The sequence below is a fragment of the Pseudoalteromonas sp. NJ631 genome (genome assembly GCF_000276645.1).
GTDB classification, from domain to species: Bacteria; Pseudomonadota; Gammaproteobacteria; order Enterobacterales; family Alteromonadaceae; genus Pseudoalteromonas; species Pseudoalteromonas piscicida.
The window spans coordinates 520,829-543,887 of sequence record NZ_AKXJ01000001.1 but is presented as its reverse complement, the minus strand read 5'-3'; the positions used below and the strand labels follow the sequence as shown (position 1 = coordinate 543,887).

The 23,059-nt window shown below is 43.1% G+C and carries 21 protein-coding genes; 13 read left to right on the top strand and 8 right to left on the bottom strand.

Annotated features, from left to right (window positions below; genetic code table 11):
• Positions 1–510: 510 nt before the first annotated feature.
• Positions 511–1,671 (top strand): exo-beta-N-acetylmuramidase NamZ family protein, encoded by a 1,161-nt coding sequence (locus A587_RS0102580; protein WP_017216316.1) that lies wholly within the window; start codon positions 511–513, stop codon positions 1,669–1,671.
• 55 nt (positions 1,672–1,726) lie between these two features.
• Here A587_RS0102580 and A587_RS0102575 read toward each other — a convergent pair whose 3' ends face one another.
• Entirely contained in the window at positions 1,727–2,575 is an 849-nt protein-coding gene (locus tag A587_RS0102575) for a MurR/RpiR family transcriptional regulator (protein WP_010375966.1), read from the bottom strand.
• Positions 2,576–2,787: 212 nt separating this feature from the next.
• Here A587_RS0102575 and A587_RS0102570 point away from each other — a divergent pair, with 212 nt between their 5' ends.
• Positions 2,788–4,164, top strand: coding sequence for a Na+/H+ antiporter NhaC family protein (locus A587_RS0102570; protein WP_017216315.1), 1,377 nt, complete (start codon positions 2,788–2,790; stop codon positions 4,162–4,164).
• 13 nt (positions 4,165–4,177) lie between these two features.
• On the opposite strand, the gene A587_RS0102565 is transcribed toward A587_RS0102570, so the two are convergent.
• The 3 genes from A587_RS0102565 to A587_RS0102555 all read right to left on the bottom strand — a co-directional run bounded on the left by A587_RS0102565 (position 4,178) and on the right by A587_RS0102555 (position 6,075).
• Positions 4,178–4,783 (bottom strand): hypothetical protein, encoded by a 606-nt coding sequence (locus A587_RS0102565; RefSeq protein WP_017216314.1) that lies wholly within the window; start codon positions 4,781–4,783, stop codon positions 4,178–4,180.
• Positions 4,776–5,333: an RNA polymerase sigma factor gene (locus tag A587_RS0102560; protein ID WP_010375960.1), complete on the bottom strand. Its 558-nt coding sequence runs from the start codon at positions 5,331–5,333 to the stop codon at positions 4,776–4,778. The genes A587_RS0102565 and A587_RS0102560 overlap by 8 nt, the downstream gene beginning before the upstream one ends.
• A gap of 106 nt (positions 5,334–5,439) precedes the next feature.
• Positions 5,440–6,075 (bottom strand): energy transducer TonB, encoded by a 636-nt coding sequence (locus A587_RS0102555; RefSeq protein ID WP_017216313.1) that lies wholly within the window; start codon positions 6,073–6,075, stop codon positions 5,440–5,442.
• A 168-nt stretch (positions 6,076–6,243) separates the two neighbouring features.
• Here A587_RS0102555 and A587_RS0102550 point away from each other — a divergent pair, with 168 nt between their 5' ends.
• Positions 6,244–6,750, top strand: coding sequence for a DUF3087 domain-containing protein (locus A587_RS0102550; RefSeq protein WP_017216312.1), 507 nt, complete (start codon positions 6,244–6,246; stop codon positions 6,748–6,750).
• Between the two features lie 110 nt (positions 6,751–6,860).
• Complete coding sequence (locus A587_RS0102545; RefSeq protein WP_232288007.1) at positions 6,861–8,675, top strand: DUF3413 domain-containing protein; 1,815 nt, start codon at positions 6,861–6,863, stop codon at positions 8,673–8,675.
• 66 nt (positions 8,676–8,741) lie between these two features.
• Here the strand turns inward: A587_RS0102545 and A587_RS0102540 are convergent, their stop codons facing one another.
• Genes A587_RS0102540 through A587_RS0102530 form a run of 3 tightly spaced genes read right to left on the bottom strand, consistent with a single transcriptional unit; the run spans position 8,742 to position 11,945 of the window.
• A complete protein-coding gene (locus tag A587_RS0102540) occupies positions 8,742–10,307 on the bottom strand; it encodes a sensor domain-containing diguanylate cyclase (protein WP_017216310.1) in 1,566 nt (521 codons plus the stop codon).
• Positions 10,300–10,722 carry a hypothetical protein gene (locus A587_RS0102535; protein ID WP_017216309.1) on the bottom strand — a complete coding sequence of 141 codons (423 nt, stop codon included), beginning with the start codon at positions 10,720–10,722 and terminating at the stop codon, positions 10,300–10,302. The genes A587_RS0102540 and A587_RS0102535 overlap by 8 nt, the downstream gene beginning before the upstream one ends.
• Positions 10,722–11,945 carry a hypothetical protein gene (locus A587_RS0102530; RefSeq protein ID WP_017216308.1) on the bottom strand — a complete coding sequence of 408 codons (1,224 nt, stop codon included), beginning with the start codon at positions 11,943–11,945 and terminating at the stop codon, positions 10,722–10,724. The genes A587_RS0102535 and A587_RS0102530 overlap by 1 nt, the downstream gene beginning before the upstream one ends.
• Before the next feature lie 161 nt (positions 11,946–12,106).
• On the opposite strand from A587_RS0102530, the gene A587_RS0102525 reads away from it, so the two are divergent.
• From A587_RS0102525 to csrA, 6 genes are all read left to right on the top strand, one after another.
• Positions 12,107–12,733, top strand: a complete 627-nt coding sequence (locus A587_RS0102525) for a GTP cyclohydrolase II (protein ID WP_010375947.1) — start codon at positions 12,107–12,109, stop codon at positions 12,731–12,733.
• Between the two features lie 241 nt (positions 12,734–12,974).
• The gene (locus A587_RS0102520) at positions 12,975–13,772 is read left to right on the top strand and encodes a BPSS1780 family membrane protein (protein ID WP_017216307.1); all 798 of its coding nucleotides are present in this window, start codon (positions 12,975–12,977) and stop codon (positions 13,770–13,772) included.
• Positions 13,772–14,260 carry a regulatory protein RecX gene (locus tag A587_RS0102515; RefSeq protein ID WP_017216306.1) on the top strand — a complete coding sequence of 163 codons (489 nt, stop codon included), beginning with the start codon at positions 13,772–13,774 and terminating at the stop codon, positions 14,258–14,260. Before A587_RS0102520 ends, A587_RS0102515 begins: the two co-directional genes overlap by 1 nt.
• A gap of 4 nt (positions 14,261–14,264) precedes the next feature.
• Positions 14,265–16,868: an alanine--tRNA ligase gene (gene alaS / locus A587_RS0102510; protein WP_026000859.1), complete on the top strand. Its 2,604-nt coding sequence runs from the start codon at positions 14,265–14,267 to the stop codon at positions 16,866–16,868.
• A 7-nt stretch (positions 16,869–16,875) separates the two neighbouring features.
• Complete coding sequence (locus tag A587_RS0102505) at positions 16,876–18,099, top strand: aspartate kinase (protein ID WP_010375937.1); 1,224 nt, start codon at positions 16,876–16,878, stop codon at positions 18,097–18,099.
• Between the two features lie 90 nt (positions 18,100–18,189).
• Entirely contained in the window at positions 18,190–18,375 is a 186-nt protein-coding gene (csrA, locus tag A587_RS0102500) for a carbon storage regulator CsrA (protein WP_010375935.1), read from the top strand.
• A gap of 76 nt (positions 18,376–18,451) precedes the next feature.
• Here csrA and A587_RS0102495 read toward each other — a convergent pair whose 3' ends face one another.
• Positions 18,452–18,946, bottom strand: coding sequence for a hypothetical protein (locus A587_RS0102495; RefSeq protein ID WP_017216304.1), 495 nt, complete (start codon positions 18,944–18,946; stop codon positions 18,452–18,454).
• Positions 18,947–19,404: 458 nt separating this feature from the next.
• Here A587_RS0102495 and A587_RS0102490 point away from each other — a divergent pair, with 458 nt between their 5' ends.
• The 3 genes from A587_RS0102490 to A587_RS0102480 are packed head-to-tail and all read left to right on the top strand — an operon-like array spanning position 19,405 to position 22,588.
• Positions 19,405–19,653: an OadG family protein gene (locus A587_RS0102490; RefSeq protein WP_010375931.1), complete on the top strand. Its 249-nt coding sequence runs from the start codon at positions 19,405–19,407 to the stop codon at positions 19,651–19,653.
• A 12-nt stretch (positions 19,654–19,665) separates the two neighbouring features.
• Positions 19,666–21,447, top strand: coding sequence for a sodium-extruding oxaloacetate decarboxylase subunit alpha (gene oadA / locus A587_RS0102485; RefSeq protein ID WP_017216303.1), 1,782 nt, complete (start codon positions 19,666–19,668; stop codon positions 21,445–21,447).
• 10 nt (positions 21,448–21,457) lie between these two features.
• Positions 21,458–22,588 carry a sodium ion-translocating decarboxylase subunit beta gene (locus A587_RS0102480; protein WP_017216302.1) on the top strand — a complete coding sequence of 377 codons (1,131 nt, stop codon included), beginning with the start codon at positions 21,458–21,460 and terminating at the stop codon, positions 22,586–22,588.
• Positions 22,589–23,059: the final 471 nt, after the last annotated feature.

Genomic DNA, 23,059 nt, shown 5'->3' with positions numbered 1-23,059 from the left:
CGGAGATTCACTCTCCATAACACACGTCCTGCGTCCGCCACTTTTCCTCAAGTGGTTAAAGAATGAAGGTAAAAGCAGGCTATCGGAGGTTCACTCTTCACAATACACGTCCTGCATCCACTACTTATCTCAAGTGGTAAAATAAAGAGATAAACAAGCCGACGAAGGTCGGTTTTTTTGTGTCTAAACCTTTCGTGTAGGAGCAGGTTTACCCTGCGATCTGTTACGAAAGTTGAATATGATGGCGGTCGGAGGTTCACTCTCCACAACACACGTCCTGCATCCACTACTTATCTCAAGTGGTAAAATAAAGAGTTAAACAAGCCGACGAAAGTCGGTTTTTTTGTGCCTAAACATCTCGTGTAGGAGCAGGCTTACCCTGCGATCTGTTACGAAGTTGAATATAACGACGCTCAGAGATTCACTACTGCATGATTAAACTCCCGAAACACTTTTCATTTTTTTTCTGACTGATACCCTAATCGCGTATTTATTTAGAGAAAGCGTTATATGTTTCAATCACTCAGAGTTTATTTACTGCTTGTTTTTTGTTGTGTTCCTTTAACCGTTGAAGCGCTTATATTAGGTGCTGAGCGTGCAGATGAGTATTTACCTGTGTTAAAAGGTAAGCGCGTCGGATTAATCGTAAACCAAACATCCCGCGTTGACGACCAACATCTAGTTGATTACTTACTTAATAAAGAAGTGGATGTTAAAAAGGTCTTTGCACCGGAACATGGGTTTCGTGGTAATTATGATGCGGGTGCTAAAGTAGCTGATGCAAAAGATGTGAAAACTGGGCTACCAATCATTTCGCTTTATGGCAGTAATAAAAAGCCAAGGCCTGAGCAGCTCAAAGATATCGATGTGCTTATTTTTGATATTCAAGATGTGGGGTTGCGTTTTTATACATACATCAGCACTATGCACTTCGCGATGGAAGCCGCAGCCGATGCAAATATTGAATTTTGGGTTTTTGATAGGCCAAATCCAAATATCGCATATGTTGATGGCCCATTATTAGAAAAACCATTTCAATCTTTTGTTGGTATGCATCCCATTCCCGTATTGCATGGCATGACCGTTGGCGAACTGGCAACTATGATTAAAGGAGAGGGGTGGTTAACCTCGCTTAAAGCGCCACAGTTACGTGTATTTCCAATGCGAAACTATAGTGGCAGCACGGAATATAGATTGCCGATCCCGCCAAGTCCTAACCTACCAAATCAGCAAGCAATCTACTTGTATCCATCATTGTGCTTTTTTGAAGCGACACCTATTTCTGTAGGTCGTGGAACGAATTTTCCATTTCAAGTTTTTGGCTACCCAGACCCTAAATTGGGTGAGTTTCAGTTCACACCTAGACCTGTGTTGGGGGCGGCTTCCAATCCTAAATTAAATGGTGTGACTGCGTTTGGTCTGGACTTAAGAAACAGCAATGTACGAGGTTTTGATCTAACTTGGTTTGTTGCTGCATACGCACAGTTCAAACACGAGAATAAAGCGTTTTTTCAGTCCCCCGATTTTCTCGATAAGCTTGCAGGCACGGACAAAATCCGCAAAGCCATTGAGTCTGGCCAATCGGCATCAGAGTTGAGAAAGCTGTGGCAGCAGGATGTACAAGATTTCTTAAAGCAGCGAAAAAAGTATTTATTATACCCGAGACCGTAACGGGTTTTTGCTAGAGGTAAACGGCAGCACGAGTCTGCCGTGAGCAGATTAAGTCTTACTCGCTACGCAATACTTGCATGTTTTCATTGGCCTTATCCACGCGTTTTTGCCAATGCAGGTTTGATTGTGCAAGTGCTGTGAATAAAACATCAATAAGGTAGGCTTGAGAAGTACGAGACAGCATACCTGAATGTTTAAGTGGCTCCCCTTCATTGATGCAATACAGTATCGCATCTGCCATTTCCGCAAGTGAGTGGCTACCATAACGAGAAATGGCAAGACATTTACAACCATTATCCAATGCTTGATTCGTCAAGGTTAGCAAGCTCTTACTGGTTCCTGTATTGCTGATCACAATAAAAAGATCGTCTTTCCCCATCGTTGCAATAAAGCTGGAGGCGCTGATTTCATCAACCTGAGCAATTGCCGGAATACCAAGCTTTTGGAGTTTCCAAGTTAAATCTTGGGCCATAGTGAAAGTACTACCAAGTGCACACACAATGACTTTTCGTGCGTTCTTCACCAACTGAATTGCGTTCTCAAACTGTTTTGCTGAGTTAAGTTTTCGAGTTTCGGAAATAACATTTTGCTGTTTTAGTTGTAATTTATCTGCGATTAACTCGATGGAGTCATTACTGGAAATTAACTCATCAATTGGTGCGCTGGTATCTGTTTGCTCGTTGAGCGCATCAACAACGGCAAGTTTAAATGCTGGAAATCCTTTATAACCCAGCTTTTGGGCAAATTTTACGACGCTAGATTGGCTGACACCGGCTTCGCGTGCCAGCTCAACGGAGGAAAGCGCACGGATTTTATCGCCCGAGTTCAAGGTAAAGTCAGCAAGCTTTGCTTCACTATTTGATAGTGATGGACGAAGTGCTTTTATTTTGACAAATGTAGACATGCGATACTCAATCCGAACTAAATTAATCTGTCCATATTATAGGTTCAATTGGAACGTTACGATAGACCAAAAAGGAATATCATTGCACAAAACACACTCATTGTACCAGTATTGGGGTTAAATGTTGACTTAAATTTAATTTAGTCGCAAAGACTTGGTGTTTTAAACCGCTTAACTTAAGCTAAGTGTTTTGAATTTATAGATTAAACTATATGGCTTGGTACTCGATTTTGCCACCTTTGATTGCAATTGCAGTCGTGTTTTGGCGTAAAGAAGTGATTATCGCATTGATTTTAGCGCTAGTTTCTTCCGAATTTTTATTGACTCTACATGGTCAGCAGTCACTAGTCGCTGGCACATTCGTAGGCAGTATTGAACGTGTTATTGAGGTTGCAACATCGGCAGGTAACAGCCGGATCTTGATTTTTAGTATAGTGATCGGTGCATTGCTCGCCTACATCAGAGAGTCTGGCGGGGTTGCTGCAACGGTGAATATGCTGCTTAATCGAGGCGTCGCTAAAAGTAAACGTCAGGTTGGCTTACTAACCATGTTTACTGGCACGGCAGTGTTTATCGAATCAAATATGAGTGTACTAACCTCTGGTATTGTTGCGAGGGGACTATTTGATAAGTTCAAAATGAGTCGGGCTCGTTTGGCTTATATCATCGATAGTACTAGCGCTCCTGTATGTATTTTGATTTTACTTAATGGTTGGGGCGCTTATGTGCTTGGATTGCTGAGTAACTACGAACTTGAGCAGTCGGCAGTGAGTATTTTATGGGGTAGTGTCGCGTTTAATTTCTATGCGATTATTGCACTGTTAATTGTTCTCTATACGATTGTCTTTGATAAAGTTCATGGACCGATGAGGGCCGCAGAGCAAGAGTTAAAGCACCATACAGCTGAAATAAGTAGTGGGCCAAGTGCCACCAAATCGCGTTATATGCTGATCCCTTTGTTAACTCTGATTGTAAGTATGATTGGATTTATGTTTTGGACAGGCAACGGTGTATTGGCAAATGGTAGTGGCTCTAAGTCAGTACTTTATGCCACAATTTTAGCTTCAACCGTTGCGTACCTGCTGCTGTTAAGTGGTAAGAGATTTAGTCATCACGAGCTAATGGATTTTGGATTTAAGGGGATGGGGGAGCTGCTGCCATTGGTAAGCATTGTGTTACTCTCTTTGACTTTAGGCGCAAGTCTAAAAGAGTTGGGAACAGGGACTTTTGTTGCGTCTTTAGTTGGTGATTATCTGCCTATTTACTTGATAGTACCTGTACTCTTTATTACAGGTGCAATCATGTCATTTACAACGGGTACATCATGGGGAACTTTCGCCATATTAATACCGATTGGCGTGCCACTTATTCAAGCGCTAGGCCTGCCACCGTCGCTTGTGCTTGGTGCTATCTTAAGTGGCGGAATATTTGGCGATCACTGCTCGCCTATCTCTGATACCAGCGCGGTATCGGCACTGGCATCTGGATGTGACTTACTGACTCATGTTAAAACCCAGTTGCCTTATGCATTGGTGGGTGGGGTATTAGCAATCATCTGCTTCTTTATTGCCAGTCTTATTATGATTTAAAAGTAAGCGCCAGTTAGGGGCAAGCCAAAACTTGGTTTTGTCCCGTACTTTCAATAGCAATAATTTGCCCGTTGTTGGCGGTCGACAGTGCTAGCATAACTGGCGTATTAAAATTGATAACACTAGTTTTTGGCTGTGGCATCACGCTAAGTAGGCTTTGTTTTAACTCTATGAGAGTATGGGTATTACACTCTTCAATTAACCAAGCATCATCGTTAATCGCAACGAGTCGACCGTAACGCTGTTCTTGAACTTGTTGTTGCGCAGCCTCAAATCTAGCATCCAGCACTTTTTTCTGTTCATCTATACGGGCAAGATACTGGCCTTGCTGTAGCTCATGTGTTTCGATGTGTTGAAAATCTCCATAGCTGACTAAATGAGCACTTGAGTTATATTCTTTATCAATATCAACATGTTGATTTTGATACCATAAGGTGAAAAGTAAAGCGACTGAACAAGTAACCGCGCTCCATTGCCAAGTTTCTATACGACCCAAAAAGTGATGGACAAAGCTAACTAGTCGCACCTTGATGCGAGTAGCCAAAGTTAACGGTTTGTTCTGCTTGTTGGCTTGGTAAGCCGCTTTTAACTTGGCGTCAAATTTGTCTAAATTACTCATGATTTTCACCCACTTGAGACTTAAGTGTCTCTTTTGCGTATCTAATTCGAGTTTTTACGGTCTCTTGTGTGGCCCCTACAATTTGTGCTATTTCAGCTAAGCTGAACCCCTCTAACTGTAAGCTTAGCGCTTCTTTTTGTAATAAAGGAAGTGCAGCAATTTGCTGGTATAGCCACTGTTCCTCCGAGGCTTTTGTAAACTCATTGGAGTTGGTCATACCTACTTTACTATCTGTCAACTCAGAGAGTTTACCTGACGCTCTGATTGAATCGATTAGCAGGTTACGTGCAATGTGAAACAAGTAAGCCTTGGGGTGGCCCTGCTGTCGATAAGCGCTTTTCTTTTCGATGACTTTTAGCCATGTTTTTTGACATATATCTTCTGCCGACGCCGCCTGTGTTTGTGTTTTCAGAAAGTGAAATAAATCACTTTGATAGCGCTCAATGACTTGCTCGAGGTATTTTACTTTACCCGTTGTTGCATATTCATAAAGCGGATCTTCTACGTTGCTGATGGCGCGAGCACGCCACATTTTCAAGCTACTCAGCATAGGTAATCCTAAGTCTCAAGGGTCAATAGACCCTAATATCAATAAGCTAAATTAAGAAGTTTACTTCGTGACTCAGCGACTCAAATTGATTACATATCACTGGCTGTTACTGTTCCAGTGTAAACTCTAATACAACGCGCTGAGCGTATTGCGGCTGCGGTTTTCCATCAACAATAAGTGGTCTATATTTCCATTTCCTTAGTGCTCTGACAGCAGCCTGATCAAATACTCTTTTAGGTTCCGCATTCTTCACTTTAACATCAATCACTTCGCCTTGTGGAGAAATGGCAAACTCCATTTCTACCCAGCCTTCCACTCCATCTCTCGCAGCCGCAGGTGGATAGTTAGGGTTGCTTCTAACAAGTGGAGTCGCTTGCCCATCGGTGGAGAATTGCAGCGTCATTGTGTTAGTAAACTTACCTAAATCTAAGCTAGGTGTCTCGCTACTAATTTGTAGATTATCTCCTGTATCAACGATATTTTCAGTAGGTCTAATCGGGGCCGTTATTGGTTTTGGTGGTTCTGGCATTATCCTTTTTTCTTCGACTGGAGAGTCCTCTCTATCCGCTGCAATAGTAAGATCAAATACTTCTATGTCGATAATGGGGCGAGTGAGTTCTTGAGAAACCAAGTTTTGCATAAAGCCAAAGGTGGCAAAAGTAATAATAACTGCGCCAACAAGTGCTAGTGTGAGTTTTGGAATTGCTGAGTTATGCCGTTGAAGAGTGGCTAATGTCGTCATGATTTTATCCCCGTTATGTTGTTTTCGTAAATAGAACGTTTGGGTAACGGAAACGGGGTGAAAGTTTTTAGATTTTTTTGATATGTATCTTGGTTTGGCTACAGGCCTTGGATTACAATGCACGAGGAGCAGAGTGCATTATTTAATTTTTCGTGATCATAGGTTGTTATGAAGTTAGTTGAGATCAACAAGGCGCGTTATCGCAAACATTTAAATCAAGTTATCATTGCTTGCGTTGCAGCGCTAACAATCGGTAGTTTAGGGGTTGCTCAGTTATTGATCCAATTATTTCCTGATGTAGATGGTAGCCATTTTCATTGGAATTTAACTGGTGTAGTCGTGACCTGCATCGTTATTGGGCTCGTGCTCAAAAAGCATAAAGCGCACCCATTTATGACCGAAGTAAGTTATGTGTGGGACTTAAAGCAATCACTGAACAAAATCACTCGTAAAATGGCGAAGTTAAAACAGGCTGCGCAGCAGGGGGATGTGGACGCGATGACGGCGATTCAGTATAGCTATGCGGGATCTCGTCAGCTATGGCAATTGGATGACAATACCATAACGATGGATGATTTGGCGATGTGGCAAGCGGAGCTAGATTCACTGGCTAGCAAATATCAAGTTGAAATAAAAGCAGAAAACTATAAAGAAACGATGTTGAAACAGTACTAACAAAGCGGCTTGATTCGGCGTTAAACTTTTTCACAATTTTTAATGTGACACTAATGTGTCAGAACGGTAATATAACAGTCGAATTTTCTATTAAAGGAACAAATTGAACTGTGCTATTGCGTTATCGGTTTCACCAGTTCGGCTGGTTGGTTCTTATCAACTCTCTTTGCTCAATCTTAATTACCATAAACGTTGTAAATACCAATCCTGCCGATTATCAAGGACTGACATTATTTTACGTTTCCGTATCAACGTGGAGCCATATGGCTTTACTCACAGCGTTAGTGAGTATTGTTGCAATGCCTTTAATATGGTTACAGTCAAATAAAGTGAGATCCGTATGCTTTGCTTTATTTTATGCATTGTTTTTCGTCGCGCTTATTGCAAATAGCTTGTGCTTTGAGCTATACAAGTTTCATATTAACGGTGTTATTGTCGATATGCTGCTTGCAGGCCAAGTTATTGAGTTCTCAGCAATTGCATGGGCTCAAGCGATAGCTATTTTTGTTACGATATTTGTGATCCAGTTTTACCTGTCAACGTGGTTAAGTAAGCCCCGAGCCGTAATGCAGCTGCGCTTTGGTCGAAAGTTTACCAGCGTAACCATTATTGCCCTGTTGGCGAGCAATACAATTCATGCTTGGGCAAGTGCGACGGTATATCAACCAATCACAGGGTTCAGTAAGTACTTACCCCTCTACAAACCCGCAACAGCAAACTCTTTTTTGCGTAAATATGATTTGCTAAATGAAGCCGCATTGGCGCAGCAGAAAAGAATGTCTTTAACACAAGGACAATTTAACTATCCTTTACAACCTATTGAAGTAGAGCCAGTTAAGAAGCCTCTTGATATTGTTTTTGTGGTGCTGGATTCATGGCGGTATGATGCTTTTACAGCGCAAGTGACTCCCAATATTTGGCGATTCTCACAACAAGGAGCGGTCTTCAATCACCACTTTTCTACTGGAAATTCTACACGTACAGGGATAACCGGGTTGTTTTATGGCTTGCCTGGCACCGCTTGGCAGGACATTTACAATAATCGAGTTACTCCATTATTGATGGATAGAATGCGCGATTTGGGTTATCAATTTGGAATATTTTCTTCTGCTCAGCTTGTTCGCCCTGAGTTTAATGAAACCGTCTTTGCTCGCGTTGAGGGGCTAAAAACGCATACTGAAGGCGATGACGTATTAGCTAGGGATGAGCAGAACACCAAAAATTGGGCTAAATGGTATGCTAATAAGGATCCAAACCAGCCGTCTTTCAGTTTCCTCTTTTATGATGCAATCCATGGCTACGCAGTTCCTGAGGGTTACCATGCTGGCTTCGAGCCGATGCACGGTCACATTAACCATATGCTATTGGACAACGATTATGATAGAGAGCCAATTTTAAATCGTTATCTTACCAGTACACACTTTGTAGATAGTCTTGTTGCATCGGTATTAGCGCAGCTTGATATAGAAAATACGCTGGTGATTATAACTTCTGATCACGGTGAAGAGCTTAATGACAATAAGCTTAATTACTGGGGACACAATAGTAACTTTACTGAACCACAGATAAAGGTGCCATTTGTTGTGGTTGGGCCAAAAAGCGAAAAGTGGCAGCATTGGCAAGCCTCAAACGCGGTAACCAGTCATTTAGACGTAGTACCGACTTTGATGAGTGAGTACTTAAGGGTTAAAAACACGCCTGAAGATTATAGTACGGGTTATAACTTAACCGGACCAGTTAAAGAGAGAAATTGGTTACTACTTAGCAGCTACAACAAATATGCGGTTGTGAGTAAGCAGCAAATTATTGAAGTCTCGCCCATGGGAACATATGAGACGCTCGATGAAACGAACAAGCCATCTGAGCAAGAACCAAACTTTGAATATATTCAAGAGGCGATGCAGCAGATAAACCACTTTCAGTAGATAAAGGAGAGTTAGGCGTGCAGGTGAGCTGTTGTGCATCGGTACACACTAACTCAAGCGGTATAACTAAGCGCTTAATGAGTAAAATTGAAAGGCGTTTTTCTTGTCTTTTTTAACCGTGTACATGGCGACATCAGCACATTCGATTAATTGGCTTAGCTCAATAGCGTCTCTTGGGTAGCTTGCAATACCTATGCTCGCGCCAACTCGCAGTGGCAGTGATTTCCCTTCTGGCGTTTGCCAAATCATTTCGGTGTTAATCGCCTCTAGCAGGTTTTCAGCGATGCGCTGCAGCTTTTCATTTTTGGCGCAGTGCAAGGCAATCAAAAACTCATCACCTCCCCAACGACAAACTACATCTTGTTCTCTAACCTGAGTACTAATTTGAGTGGCGATATGTTTTAACATAGCGTCACCGGCGTTATGGCCATAAATATCATTGATTGGTTTAAACTCATCTAAATCAAGAATAAATAAGCTAAACGGAGTTTCGTTATCTAACCACTCGTTGATTTTGATTTCAGTACCATGGCGATTGTAGAGGCCAGTCAGCTTATCGCGGTTAGCCTTTTTATTGAGTTCTTGAAACACGGTTTTTCTCAGCGTGATATCTGATAAAAACACCTGTAAATAGAATTGTCCGCTACTTTCGACTCTCAACATGATGACACTTAGCCAAACAGGTTGTTCGGTCATAGGGTTAATAAACTCAAATTCTGATTGAGTTGGCTGGTTAAGCTCCAAAGTATGCTCCGTAAAGGTATAAAGAATATCCGGAGTTTTGCAGTAGCGACCAAAGCTTTCTGGAAAATATTCATCAAGGTCAATCGCCATACCAGCCAGCAAATCACAAGCGGCATCATTAGCTAAGATCACTTCACCTTTGTCTTTTACCAGTAGGGTGGGAGAAGATGAGCGCTCAAACATGAGTCTAAAGCGCTTCTCAAGGATTTCGATATCAGCTCGAAGTTGCCTTTCTTGCTCGAACATGGAAGCGGTTTTAGCAATAAGTTGATTGGTATTGCTTGCAATATCACCGATTTCGCTTGATTCATGTCCTTTAGGTACGATTAAATTTAAGGGGGCTCCAGGAATAACCCTCGCAATTTGGCTGCTCAAGTTACTCAGGGGCTTTGTCACGATGAAGTGTGTCACAACCGTGAAGATGATTAAGATGGGGATGATGACGACCAACAAAGTCTGAACGCTTGAACGAGCGATATCTCTAGCGTTTTGCTCGATAAAAACGGAGTTTGGTTGGATATAGATCTCACCAACGATTTCACTCAATAAAAACGGATGATTGAGCTTAATAATGGTCGCATTTTGCGGCTTAAATCCTACGCTTTGAGCGAGCCACTTTTCTTCACTTTTGATTGCGGCTGAAGAGATTACATCGTTACTGACTAGGCCATTAATGACTTCTACAGCCAGGTCTTTGTCATTGAGATAAGTTGCAATAGAGGAAGAAGACGACACGGTTTGGCCAATTTGCCCGATAATAGTATTAGAGCGCCGAAGTTCACGCTCAACAATATGGTCGTGATATAACTTAGCGTAAAGCATTGAAAAAATAAAAGTTGAGACAACCAGCACGAGTGCTAGTCGTACAATCAATCCATACTTAGTCATCGATTTGATAGATTACCTTTACATCACCCGTCACAAAGTCTGCTGGAATGTAGCCGATTGCATTTGGCGTATTTCTTATATTTTCAAGTATAGCTGATGGTGAAGAAAATGATTGTGGGGGAGAAACTTTGCCGCTGAATTTTATTCTCGACCAATAGGCGTTAATTTGGCTCTCATTTCGGCCAGTCAGTGCCAGAAAAAAAGGGCCTCTTAATGGATGTGATTTTTCGTAGTCATAGGTCACGGCTATATCACCGTTAGGAAAGGCAACGTATTTTCCCATATACATGTCGATGAGTTGACGCTGTGATATCGACTCGATGGGGTTGTCTTTGTTAACGATGACGGCAATATCAGCGGCTGCTGAAATAGGGTATGAAACGAGGAAGAAAACAGTAATAAGTAACCTTTTCATCAGAACACCCAATTAAAGCTAAGCGTAAAGGTGTTAAACGAAAGGTCTGGGTTACTAAATTGCTCTATATTGTGAAGATAGAAAGCACTGGGTAGGTGATTTGTAGAAGTATGTTTCCAGTTAAGCTTCAATGCGAGTGTTGGGCTGAGTTCGCGCCGCCACGTTAAGGAAGTGCTGCGCTGATCCAATTGATAAAAACCAGAGTATGTTGAGGCTTCTTCATAGAGATATAATAATTCTGGTGATGGAGTCAATGGACCGGATTCAATCATTGTCTCATTATCTGATTCAGCGACAGAATAGGTAAAAGAGACCGTGTTTAAACCAAATCGCTTACCTAAGGTAACATACCCCGCCTTGAGATGGTTGAGGATGTTAGAGGTTGAGTCTGTTAACGATATTTCACTTTGTATGAGCCAGTCTGAGTCATCGTATCTCATGCTGAGCGCACTGTAGGTAAAGCGCTCGTCAATAATGTATAAAGAATCAATTAGTTCGTTTTTGGTCGGCCAAATTTGCAATGGAACTTGCGCTAAAGCATCGCGTAACAATCTTTGCTGTTCATGCTCATTGGCGGATTTGGTCGTTGTGTAGTTTGCTCTAAACAGCCAGTTTAACGTTTCGTATTGCGCGACCATACCAACGATAGACTTGAGCTCTACATTCCAATAAAAGTCGATATCACTGTAGATTGGCGCTTCGGATCGTCCCCAATAAGCTTTGATACTTGCGATACCTTGTTCTAGAGGCACGCGATACTGAAGGTCTACGCCATCCAAGTTCTGATGAGGAATAATAGAATAAAACTCGACAGGAGGGTGTTCCATATCCATCGAATAACCGATATCTCGATACTCGGTCATCAGGAACAAGTCTAAACCAGTACGACCCGCACGGATTTGCCAGTTTGAGTTTAAATTATAGCGTAAGAAAGCAAGCTTTATTGCATTGTTAATTTGGTTATCATGCTGTTCTTTTAACAGCAGTTGGCCCACGAGTTCTAGATTGTCACTTGCATGCCACTCGGCTTGCAAGCCTAAAGAAGAAAATGAAAAGTTGAGTTCATCTCTTTCTACACCGTTGGGTTGTGAGATGGACTCTCTTATTTTGGCGGTATGGGAGTCTGTTTTAACCGCTTTGAGCGTAGCAAAGCCACTGAAATCGATGTCAGAGCCATAGCTGAATGGGGTTAAAAATAGTAGGCAGATAAAAACAGAGCGCATGAGTTATAAATGTATTCGCTTTCCTTTTTTATATAGCCTAGTTCGAATTTTGACATTTACCAATGCGATGTCCGCCTTGCCCTTGTATAATGAACTTAGAGACACCATATCCCATTTATGGTAGCATATTGTTATATTATCACATTAGGCAAGATTAAGACGTGGCAGAAGTAAGAGCGAGAGTCGAGCTGAATGTAGGGCAGCATAGTAATATCCCTGCAGAAATAGTTTCTTTTTCAGGGTTAAAAGATGGCCAAGAACATGTTGCGCTGGTATTTAATAGCGCAGACAGTCAGCAGCAAGTCCCCCTAATTCGTATGCACTCTGAGTGCTTAACCGGCGATGTCTTTCATTCTTCTCGTTGTGATTGTGGCGAACAGCTAAATGAATGTATCGAGGCGATGCATAAACAAGGCGGCATTTTATTATATTTACGCCAAGAAGGTCGTGGCATTGGCCTGTACAATAAAATCGATGCTTATGTATTGCAATCGCAAGGGATGAACACCTATGAGGCAAACAATCACCTCGGTTTTGAAGATGACTTAAGAGATTTCTCTGATGCAGTATTGATGCTTCAAGCGCTAGGGTTAAACCATGTTAAGTTAATGACGAACAATCCAAGAAAGCTAAAGGCGTTAAGAGAAGCTGGTATTACCGTCGATGAAGTCGTTGGTACTCAGGCACATGTTAAGGCAGGGGTTTCTGGTAATGAACAGTATCTAAAAACGAAGATCCAACATGGCGCGCATATGCTGGATATCAAAAAGATTTCAAAAGCGGATTAGCCTAAGCGTATATGCTTATCACAACAAGCCGACTAGATAAGTGCTTAGGTTGGCTTGTCATATCAAACATTCTATTCTCATTCCAATCCCTTCAAACTTAAGATGCTCAAGTAGGTTACGTCTACCGCCAGTATTTGTTTAAAATATGCTAAAAAGCGCTGACAAATCCGCCTTTCATGCCTTTTCACTCGACGCGGTAATCAGTATAATCAAAGACGTTATAGCTTAAATTAAGTGGACTATGTCGACACCAATTAGAACATTCAAAGCAAGCATGGGCGTGCAGTGGCTAAAAGCCGGGTGGGCAATTTTCAAAACCCAGCCTATGACTTTCATGCTGATGTACATTTTTATGGCGGTAGTAAGTCTATTACCCCTGTTCGCACCTATTTTTCATATTATCGCTGCCTTGTCTGGTCCTTTCTTAAGTGCAGGCTTCTATCTTGCCGTTATCAATAAACAGATCAATAAACCAATAAAGTTGGCAGACATTTTTGAGCCTTTTGCAGCAAAAGGCCGTCGATTACACTTGTTCCGAGTTGGTATTTATCAAATGGCAGGTGCACTGTTGCTGACTATGGTTGCCGGTGTGCTATTCAGTGATGTGGCGAGTGCGCTAGAGAGTGTTGGCCCAAACACCGATCCGAATGAACTTATCGGGCTTATCGCGAGCAATATTAGTTTTGCCGAAGTTGCAGTATTTGTGATTGCACAATCGGTCATTATGATGGCATTTGCTTTTGTTGTGCCACAGGTCTTTTTCCAAGGTGAAAAACGTATTTTTCACGCGATGAAGTGCTCGCTTGCCGCTTTTTATCATAATATGGCTGCTCTGAGTATTTACGGCTTAGTCGTCGCAGCGCTTATCGTCGCTTCTATACCGCTATCGATGATCCCGGCGATTATTATCATGCCAGTCGCCATGATAGGCTTTTTTGTTTCTTTCCAGGCGATGTTTATGCCAATTATCGTTGAAAAGAAGGAAAATGATGAAAATGCTGACATTTCTCAGTCTGACTCAGGACGCTTTGACGCCTGATGGATGAACAAGAAGTTAAAAAGCTAAAAAACTATGCGGTTTGGTTACTATCGAGACAAGAGTACTCTGAATCAGGACTGACGCAAAAGCTACTGCAAAAAGGGGCTACAGCGGCAGTCGCGGAACAATTGGTATCTTGGCTAAAGTCGCTCGATTACGTTAATGACGACCGCTATGCAGAGAGTTTTTTAAACCGCCAGATTGCAAAAGGACTTGGAGAAAAGCGTGTATTAATGGATGCAGGGCAAAAGGGTGTGAGCCGAGAGATTTTGCATACACTAATCGCCGAGCGTGAAATTGATTGGTACATGCAAGCCGCAAAAACCTATGAAAAAAAGTACGGTCTTTGCGCACAACCGATAGAATATAAAGAAAAAACTAAGCGCGTACGTTACATGAGTTATCGTGGCTTTAGTTTTGATGAAATAGATTTTGCAATTGAAGCTGCAATGACTGCAGCAGAGCAAGAAGAAATAAAGGGTGAATGATCACATGCAGCATATGACTACCGCACAAATCAGGCAAAGCTTCTTAGATTTCTTTGCTAAACAACAGCACCAAGTGGTGCCTTCAAGCTCGTTAATTCCGGGTAATGATGCCACCTTACTGTTTACCAACGCTGGTATGGTGCAGTTTAAAGATGCCTTCTTGGGTGCGGAAAAACGCCCTTATACGCGAGCAACCAGTTCACAGCGTTGTGTTCGTGCTGGTGGTAAACATAATGACCTTGAAAACGTAGGTTATACCGCAAGGCACCACACTTTCTTCGAAATGCTAGGTAACTTTAGCTTCGGTGACTATTTTAAAACCGACGCAATTAAGTTTGCTTGGGGCTTCCTTACGGATGTGATCAAGCTGCCAAAAGAAAAGCTACTAGTCACGGTTTACCATGAAGACGACGAAGCATTTGAGATCTGGTCAAAGCAAGTTGGTGTTCCTGAAGATAGGATCATCCGTATTGCGACGGCGGATAACTTTTGGTCAATGGGCGACACGGGTCCTTGCGGTCCTTGCTCTGAAATCTTTTATGACCACGGTGAGCACATTTGGGGTGGACCTCCGGGCTCACCAGAAGAAGACGGTGATCGCTTCATTGAGATCTGGAACTTAGTATTCATGCAGTACAACCGTCATGCAGACGGCACAATGGAACCGCTGCCAATGCAGTCGGTTGATACCGGCATGGGCCTTGAGCGTATCTCTGCAATTATGCAAGGTGTGCACTCAAACTATGAGATTGACCTGTTCCAAGCGCTGATTAAAGCAGCTGCAAAAGTAACAGATGCTCAAGATTTAGAAGATAAATCACTACGTGTGGTTGCTGACCACATTCGTTCGTGTGCGTTTCTTATTGCCGACGGCGTTATGCCATCGAATGAAGGTCGTGGTTACGTGCTGCGTCGTATCATTCGTCGTGCAGTTCGCCACGGTAATAAACTCGGTGCAAAAGGGGCATTCTTCTATAAGTTAGTTGCTGCACTTGCTGAGCAAATGGGTGAAGCTTACCCTGAATTAGTGAAGCAACAAGCAATTATCGAAAAAGTATTGCGTATTGAAGAAGATCAGTTTGGTAAAACCTTAGACCGTGGTTTAACTATTCTAGAAGAGAGTCTAGCTGGCATTGAAGGCGACGTTATTCCAGGCGATTTAGTGTTCAAACTGTATGACACTTACGGTTTCCCTGCGGACTTAACAGCAGATGTGGCGCGTGAGCGTTTTATGACGATCGACGAGCGCGGTTTCCAAGCATGCATGGAAGAGCAGCGTAAAAAAGCGCAAGCGGCTGGCAAGTTCGGTGCTGATTACAACGAGCGCTTGAAATCTGATAAAAACACTGACTTTAAAGGCTATGACGCTGAGCACTATACCGGCACTGTGGTTGAAATTTTTAAAGAAGGTCAACATACCAATACGTTAGAAGATGGTGAGCAAGGTGTGGTTATCCTTGACCGCACGCCTTTCTATGCTGAGTCAGGCGGCCAAGTTGGTGATACAGGTGTACTAAAAGTGGCTAACGGCGAGTTTGTGGTTACTGACACGCAAAAGCTAGGTAATGCATTTGCACACCATGGTCATGTAGTTGGCCGCATTGGTGTTAACGATAAAGCCGATGCGCGTATTGATGCTGAGCGTCGCGAGCGAGTGAAGAAAAACCACACTGCAACGCACTTAGTACATAAAGCACTGCGCGATTTACTGGGCGATCACGTAACGCAAAAAGGTTCATTGGTACTGCCAGATCGTTTGCGTTTTGACTTCTCGCATTTTGAAGGCGTCACTAAAGCACAGCTACAGCAAGTAGAAGATGCTGTGAACGCAGAGATCCGCCGTAACTTTGCTTTGCAAACTGAGCTGATGGATATCGATGCTGCCAAAGACAAAGGTGCGATGGCGCTTTTTGGCGAAAAGTACGATGATGAAGTTCGAGTCGTTTCAATTGGTGGATACTCAATTGAGCTTTGTGGTGGCACACACGTGAAGCGTGCAGGTGATATTGGTCTATTCAAGATTGTCTCAGAAGGCGGTATCGCAGCGGGTGTTCGTCGTATCGAAGCGGTAACGGGAGCTGATGCCATCGCTTATGTTAATGAGCAAGAGCAAGTGCTTTCTGAAATTGCGGCTTTGGTTAAGGGTGATACCTCATCTGTGCTAGAAAAAGTATCTGCGCTACTTGAAAAGTCAAAAGGCCTTGAAAAGCAAGTTGCTCAACTAAATGACAAACTAGCAAGTGCCGCGGGTGCAACGCTACTTGACTCTGTAACCGAAGTGAATGGGATTAAATTACTCGTAGCGAACGTTGCAGGAACTGAGTCTAAAGCACTGCGAGGCATGGTCGATGACCTGAAGAACAAGATTGGCTCAGGTGTCATCGCGCTAGGTGTAGCAAATGGCGATAAAGTAAGCCTAATCGCTGGCGTAACGAAAGACTTAGTTGGTCAGGTAAAAGCAGGTGAGCTAGTTAATCACATGGCTTCTCAAGTCGGTGGTAAAGGTGGTGGTCGTCCTGATATGGCGCAAGCTGGTGGTTCACAACCAGAAAACCTAGACGCAGCACTAAACAGTGTTCCAACTTGGTTAAATGAAGTAACGCAGTAATCAGCAAGTGGCGCTGATTGTACAAAAGTTTGGCGGCACCTCGGTAGGTTCGGTAGAGCGTATTGAGGCGGTTGCCGAACACGTTATCAAAACACAACAACAAGGCCACCAAGTGGTGGTCGTGTTGTCTGCAATGTCAGGCGAGACAAATCGTCTCATTTCCCTTGCCCAACAAATCGATGCACGTCCAAGTTCTCGTGAGCTAGATGTGTTGATCACCACCGGCGAACAAGTTTCTATCGCGTTATTGGCGATGGCCATCATTAAGCGTGGGCATTCTGCCGTGAGCTTACTTGCCGATCAGGTTGGTATTAAAACCGATAACATGTTCTCTAAAGCGCGGATCACAGAAATAGACACAACCCGCTTAAAGCAAGAACTTGAGCATAACCGGATAACCATTATTGCCGGATTTCAAGGGCGTGATGGAGAAGGTAATATCACCACGCTAGGACGCGGCGGTACAGATACCTCAGCAGTTGAAATCGCAGGGGCTTTGCAAGCAGACGAATGTCAGATATATACTGATGTCGATGGTGTTTACACTACCGATCCGCGAATAGAGCCAAATGCAAGGCGTCTATCACATATTACTTTTTCTGAGATGTTGGAGCTAGCAAGTGTTGGCGCTAAGGTCTTGCAGATACGTTCGGTTGAAGCGGCCGGTCGATATAATGTACCGCTGCGCGTACTTTCTTCGTTTTCTCCTGATAACGGCACCTTAATTAGCTATGAGGAAGGTAAGATGAAAAACACCAAAGTGGTCTCTGGGGTAGCGAGTGTCAAAGACGAAGCGCTTATCTTAGTTAACAATGTAGATGCAAAACCTAGTAATCTTGCCAATATACTGTCTCTTCTTGGTGAGCATAATATCGAAGTCGATATGATTAACCATTTGAACCACAGTGAGAAAAAAATAGACTATGCTTTTACTGTGCACACAAATGATTGTATTCTGGCGGAAGAAGTTTTAGCGCAACATGCACAAAATTTAGGTGGCGCAACGGTAGAGGTTAATGCTAACGTGGCAAAAATCTCAGCGGTTGGCATCGGGATGAAATCTCATTCAGGTGTTGCTGGTCTCTTTTTTATGGCATTGGCCGAAGAAAATATTCACACTCTATTAGTATCTACATCAGAGATAAAAATCTCGGCACTAGTAGAAGAAAAATATTTAGAGCTAGCTGTACGGGCTTTACATGCCAAATTCGAATTGGAAAGTACTGAGTAAAAGAAGTTTTTGCTTACTTTTCTAGGAACTTTTATTTAAAATGGATTTGACGCGGAATCTTTTAAATTTTGGAATAACAGGAGCAAGAGAATGCTAATACTAACTCGTCGAGTAGGTGAAACCCTGATGATTGGTGATGAAGTGACTGTAACAGTACTAGGTGTTAAAGGTAACCAAGTACGTATTGGTGTAAATGCGCCTAAAGATGTTTCAGTTCACCGTGAAGAAATTTACATGCGAATCCAGGCTGAGAAATCTAGCCCGGGCAATATGTAATTGACCAAATACTGAATTACGATGTTAGTTAACATGGTTTAACTGGCATAATAAAACCCCGCCACTGCGGGGTTTCTTATTTCTGGCTTTGCTCAGATAAAAAGGCAATCGCTTCTTCGTTAAGTCCAGATTTACTGATATAGCTCGGGTTGTTTTGGTGAAATACCAAAAAACCTCTGTTCGTTTCAACAAGTTTATCTAAGTCGTCAAATAGGTAAGAAAATTCGGCATGTGTCGCTTTGGTGCTAATGCCTGCTTTAGAGATTGAAACCTCGACGATATTGCCGGCGGCACGAGAATATGACTGTCTTATCACCCACCAAGCTTTGCGATAGTAGAAAGCGACGCATTCAACTACAGCCAATAGAATAAGAAAGTTCCCGACGTAGTGCTCCTGCAACCCGTAAATAGCAAACAGCCCCAGTAAAATTAGTAGTACAAGCAAGCCATATTTCGGTTTAACAGCAAGCCCATTGGCTTCAGACTCTTCAAAACACTCTCGATAATAGGCTTTATCTAACTTAAATTGGCTTTGAAAAGATAAATTTTCATTTTGTTCAAGGGAGGGCATAGACGTTCGTTTTGGTAAAAATTTCCCCTTATTATACCCATCTATATTGAAAAAGCGGTAACGCGAATAAATTGTTTGCAGCTCCCTTTTCCCACATCCAGCGAAATACGCGTCATACAGGGTGACGTTAACGTAAACGTTAAATTTTGGTCAGTCCAATTTACAATTTATCTTGCGTAATCAAAAATCCATTCTATATTCATTAAAATCTCAGTATTAGTTGGCGCTATTTTGAATATTTTTCATATTTATTACGTTAATTTTCCATATTTATTAATGTTTTCTTAGCTAACTCACTGATAGTTTGTAAATTAAGTGCTTTGGTAATACCAATTTACAACGCGCTTTACAGTGGAACATTTTTTGTTATAAGGTGAATAAATATCTACAAAAAGTGAAGGTTTATACCTGTTCGTTAACATCGAACAGGAAAACCAAACAGCAAGTAAGGGGTAAAAATGGATATTGGATCGCAGCTACTGCAAGCAGGAAATCTCATGCTGACCGGTATGGTTGGTGTTTTTGTTTTTCTGTCCATTTTAATTTTTGCGATGCGACTGTTGGCCAACTTTGCTGCTCAATTTAAAGAAGTAGAGCCAAGTACCACAAGATCAAAAACAACCAGAGCAACATCGTCACAGGGTGTGCCGCAGGCACATATTGCAGCCATTAGCGCTGCCGTTGCAGCCTATAGAAAAAACAATTAATAGGGGTTTTGCATGTCACAGTTAAAGCTAACCGAATTAGTGCTGCGCGACGCGCATCAGTCATTACTCGCCACCAGAATGCGCTTGGAAGATATGCTTCCTATCGCTGAGAAGCTCGACAATATGGGCTATTGGTCTGTTGAATCATGGGGGGGAGCAACCTTCGACTCGTGTATTCGCTATTTAGGCGAAGATCCATGGGAGCGGATCCGTGCGCTGAAAGCCGCGATGCCAAAAACCAAACAGCAAATGCTACTGCGTGGCCAGAATTTATTGGGCTATCGTCACTATGCTGATGATGTTGTCGAAAAGTTTGTTGAACGTGCCCACCATAACGGGGTGGACGTATTTAGAATATTCGATGCAATGAACGACGTGCGCAACTTAGAGACGGCTATTAAAGCGGCTATTAAAGTGGGCGCGCATGCGCAGGGGACGATTTCGTATACCGTAAGCCCTGTTCATACGCTGGAAATGTGGCTCACGCAAGCTAAGCAGCTCGAAGACTTGGGCTGTCATTCCATTTGTATCAAGGACATGGCTGGGTTACTAAAACCCTATGATGCCGAAAAGTTAATCTCTGGGCTTAAAGCGTCCGTCTCTATTCCTATCGCAATGCAGTGTCATGCAACCACAGGACTCAGTACTGCAACTTATCAAAAAGCCATAGATGCGGGTATCGATATGCTCGATACGGCGATTTCTTCGATGAGTATGACCTATGGCCATAGCGCAACAGAAACTATCGCGGCGATTGTGGAAGGCACGGAACGTGATACAGGGCTTGATTTACTAGAGCTAGAAGAGATCGCAGCCTATTTCCGTGAGGTGAGAAAGAAATATGCAGCTTTTGAGGGCAGCTTGAAAGGAGTAGATGGTCGTATTCTATCTGCACAAGTGCCAGGTGGCATGTTAACTAATATGGAAAATCAACTGCGAGAGCAAGGTGCAGGTGACAAGCTTGACGCGGTACTAAAAGAAATTCCAAGTGTGCGTAAAGAACTTGGCTACTTACCGCTCGTAACACCAACCTCACAGATAGTCGGGACGCAAGCGGTATTAAACGTACTTACCGGTGAGCGTTACAAGTCTATAACCAAAGAAACGGCTGGCGTGCTGAAAGGCGAATATGGAGCGACACCAGCGCAAGTCGACCAAGCTTTGCAACAACGAGTACTTGAACGCGCAGAGCCTATTACCTGCCGTCCTGCAGACTTAATTGAACCTGAGCTAGATAGTTTACAAAGCGAGCTAGTCGCGACGGCAAAAGAGGAACAAATTACCTTAGCCGACGAGGTTATTGATGATGTGCTTACCTATGCATTATTCCCGCAGATTGGCCTTAAATTCTTGAAAAATCGCAATAACCCAGATGCGTTTGAGCCAAAACCGACGCTTGTTGAAAACAAACAACAAAAAGCAGCAGCGGCGCCTGCTAAAGCTAAGTCATCAGCTACTGAGCGTTACAGCGTAAAAGTGGATGGCAAAGTATACGATGTAGTGGTTGCGCCGGGAGGTGAGTTACAAGAAGTACAAGTCAAAGACAGTGAGCTCATTCCGCAATCAACTTCGGTGAGCTCCAGTGAAACTTTGAATGCCCCACTTGCCGGCAACATCTTTAAGCTTATGGTGCGCGCAGGAGATGAGGTGCAAGAAGGCGATGTAGTACTCATCATGGAAGCCATGAAAATGGAAACCGAGGTGCGTGCAACACACAGTGGTCAAGTCGCAGAACTACTCGTCTCTGAAGGCGATTCCGTCAGTGCTGGCGATGCCATCATGTCTTTAGCATAAGGATGTCGTGATGGAAGGGTTACTTAATTTATGGCAAGCAACAGGGCTTGCCAACTTCACCGTGCCTGCACTTTGCATGATGGCAGTGGGCTGCGGACTTTTGTATCTTGCGATCGCCAAAGGCTTTGAGCCGTTGCTATTAGTGCCTATTGGCTTTGGTGCCATACTCACGAACATTCCTGTTGCTGGGCTTGCCGATCCCGGTGGGCTCTTGTACTACGTGTATTACATTGGTATAGACAGCGGAGTATTCCCCTTGCTGATCTTTATGGGGGTGGGCGCGATGACGGACTTTAGTGCACTGATAGCCAACCCCAAGATGCTGTTGCTTGGTGCCGCTGCGCAGTTTGGGATTTTTGCCACTTTGTTTGGGGCTATATTGCTGAACTATATTCCGGGCTTTGAATTTACCCTGCAAGACGCTTCAGCAATCGCCATTATTGGCGGTGCTGATGGACCAACTGCGATATTCCTCGCGTCTAAGCTTGCACCAGAGTTACTAGGTGCAATTGCGGTGGCAGCCTATTCGTATATGGCGTTAGTGCCAATTATTCAACCACCGATCATGAAAGCACTCACGACGCAAGAAGAGCGCCAGATTGCGATGCCGCAGCTGCGCCATGTATCAAAAGCCGAGAAAATCCTCTTTCCTCTGGCGGTACTAGGTTTGACGATATTGTTTTTACCTGCTGCAACACCTTTGGTTGGTATGTTTTGCTTGGGTAACTTGATGAAAGAGTGCGGTGTAGTAGACCGTTTGAGTAAAACGGCGCAAAACGAGTTGATTAATATCACCACTATTTTCCTCGGACTGGCGGTGGGCTCAAAGCTGGCCGCTGATCAGTTCTTAACGGTTGAGACGTTGGGGATTTTAGCGCTGGGTGCCGTGGCTTTTGGAATTGGTACCGCAGCAGGTGTATTAATGGCTAAAACCATGAATAAGTTTAGCGATACCCCCATTAATCCGCTAGTTGGCGCCGCTGGGGTATCTGCAGTCCCGATGGCTGCGCGCGTGGTCAATAAGGTTGGCCTTGAAAGTAATCCGCATAATTTCTTGCTGATGCATGCGATGGGCCCCAATGTAGCGGGTGTATTGGGTAGTGCGGTTGCTGCCGGTATTTTGCTTGCACTGGTAGGTTAATTTACACTTCTCCAACCATTTGCGTGGCGATTTTAGATTGCCGCGCATTTTTTAGACCTATAATACTAGCTCAGCTGGGGAAATAAGACGGTAGTAACTTTTGTTGTCACTTTGATGCTTTTTGGTATCAAATTGTTTAAAAAAGTCTTTTTTGTTTCTGTTAGGGGGTTGTTTTTATGTTTTTTTTGGGTACTGTATTACTTGAGTATAACAATGAAAATAAGGAAGTAACATGAAATTAACTATAAAAAAACCAACTTAAAAAGCTTATTAGGTAAAGAAATTGCAACTGCTCAAACTAAAGATGTTGCAGGCGCAAGAGGGACAGATACTTTAACAGGCCGAATGGCATGTAATCCAGCTCCTACAGGCAAGTACTACTGTAAGGTTCCTTAAGCGCAATCAGAACTTATGCAGATTGTAATACTATTACGCCTGATGTGAAACTATGTTAGGCGTATATACAACCAA

Coding starts and splice junctions, on each gene's coding strand:
- A587_RS0102540 (WP_017216310.1), bottom strand. CDS start 10,307: ATGACTAAGTATGGATTGATTGTACGACTAGCACTCGTGCTGGTTGTC.
- A587_RS0102580 (WP_017216316.1), top strand. CDS start 511: ATGTTTCAATCACTCAGAGTTTATTTACTGCTTGTTTTTTGTTGTGTT.
- A587_RS0102575 (WP_010375966.1), bottom strand. CDS start 2,575: ATGTCTACATTTGTCAAAATAAAAGCACTTCGTCCATCACTATCAAAT.
- A587_RS0102560 (WP_010375960.1), bottom strand. CDS start 5,333: ATGCTGAGTAGCTTGAAAATGTGGCGTGCTCGCGCCATCAGCAACGTA.
- oadA (WP_017216303.1), top strand. CDS start 19,666: ATGTCACAGTTAAAGCTAACCGAATTAGTGCTGCGCGACGCGCATCAG.
- csrA (WP_010375935.1), top strand. CDS start 18,190: ATGCTAATACTAACTCGTCGAGTAGGTGAAACCCTGATGATTGGTGAT.
- A587_RS0102515 (WP_017216306.1), top strand. CDS start 13,772: ATGGATGAACAAGAAGTTAAAAAGCTAAAAAACTATGCGGTTTGGTTA.
- A587_RS0102520 (WP_017216307.1), top strand. CDS start 12,975: ATGTCGACACCAATTAGAACATTCAAAGCAAGCATGGGCGTGCAGTGG.
- A587_RS0102480 (WP_017216302.1), top strand. CDS start 21,458: ATGGAAGGGTTACTTAATTTATGGCAAGCAACAGGGCTTGCCAACTTC.
- A587_RS0102535 (WP_017216309.1), bottom strand. CDS start 10,722: ATGAAAAGGTTACTTATTACTGTTTTCTTCCTCGTTTCATACCCTATT.
- alaS (WP_026000859.1), top strand. CDS start 14,265: ATGCAGCATATGACTACCGCACAAATCAGGCAAAGCTTCTTAGATTTC.
- A587_RS0102550 (WP_017216312.1), top strand. CDS start 6,244: ATGAAGTTAGTTGAGATCAACAAGGCGCGTTATCGCAAACATTTAAAT.
- A587_RS0102530 (WP_017216308.1), bottom strand. CDS start 11,945: ATGCGCTCTGTTTTTATCTGCCTACTATTTTTAACCCCATTCAGCTAT.
- A587_RS0102555 (WP_017216313.1), bottom strand. CDS start 6,075: ATGACGACATTAGCCACTCTTCAACGGCATAACTCAGCAATTCCAAAA.
- A587_RS0102570 (WP_017216315.1), top strand. CDS start 2,788: ATGGCTTGGTACTCGATTTTGCCACCTTTGATTGCAATTGCAGTCGTG.
- A587_RS0102495 (WP_017216304.1), bottom strand. CDS start 18,946: ATGCCCTCCCTTGAACAAAATGAAAATTTATCTTTTCAAAGCCAATTT.
- A587_RS0102490 (WP_010375931.1), top strand. CDS start 19,405: ATGGATATTGGATCGCAGCTACTGCAAGCAGGAAATCTCATGCTGACC.
- A587_RS0102565 (WP_017216314.1), bottom strand. CDS start 4,783: ATGAGTAATTTAGACAAATTTGACGCCAAGTTAAAAGCGGCTTACCAA.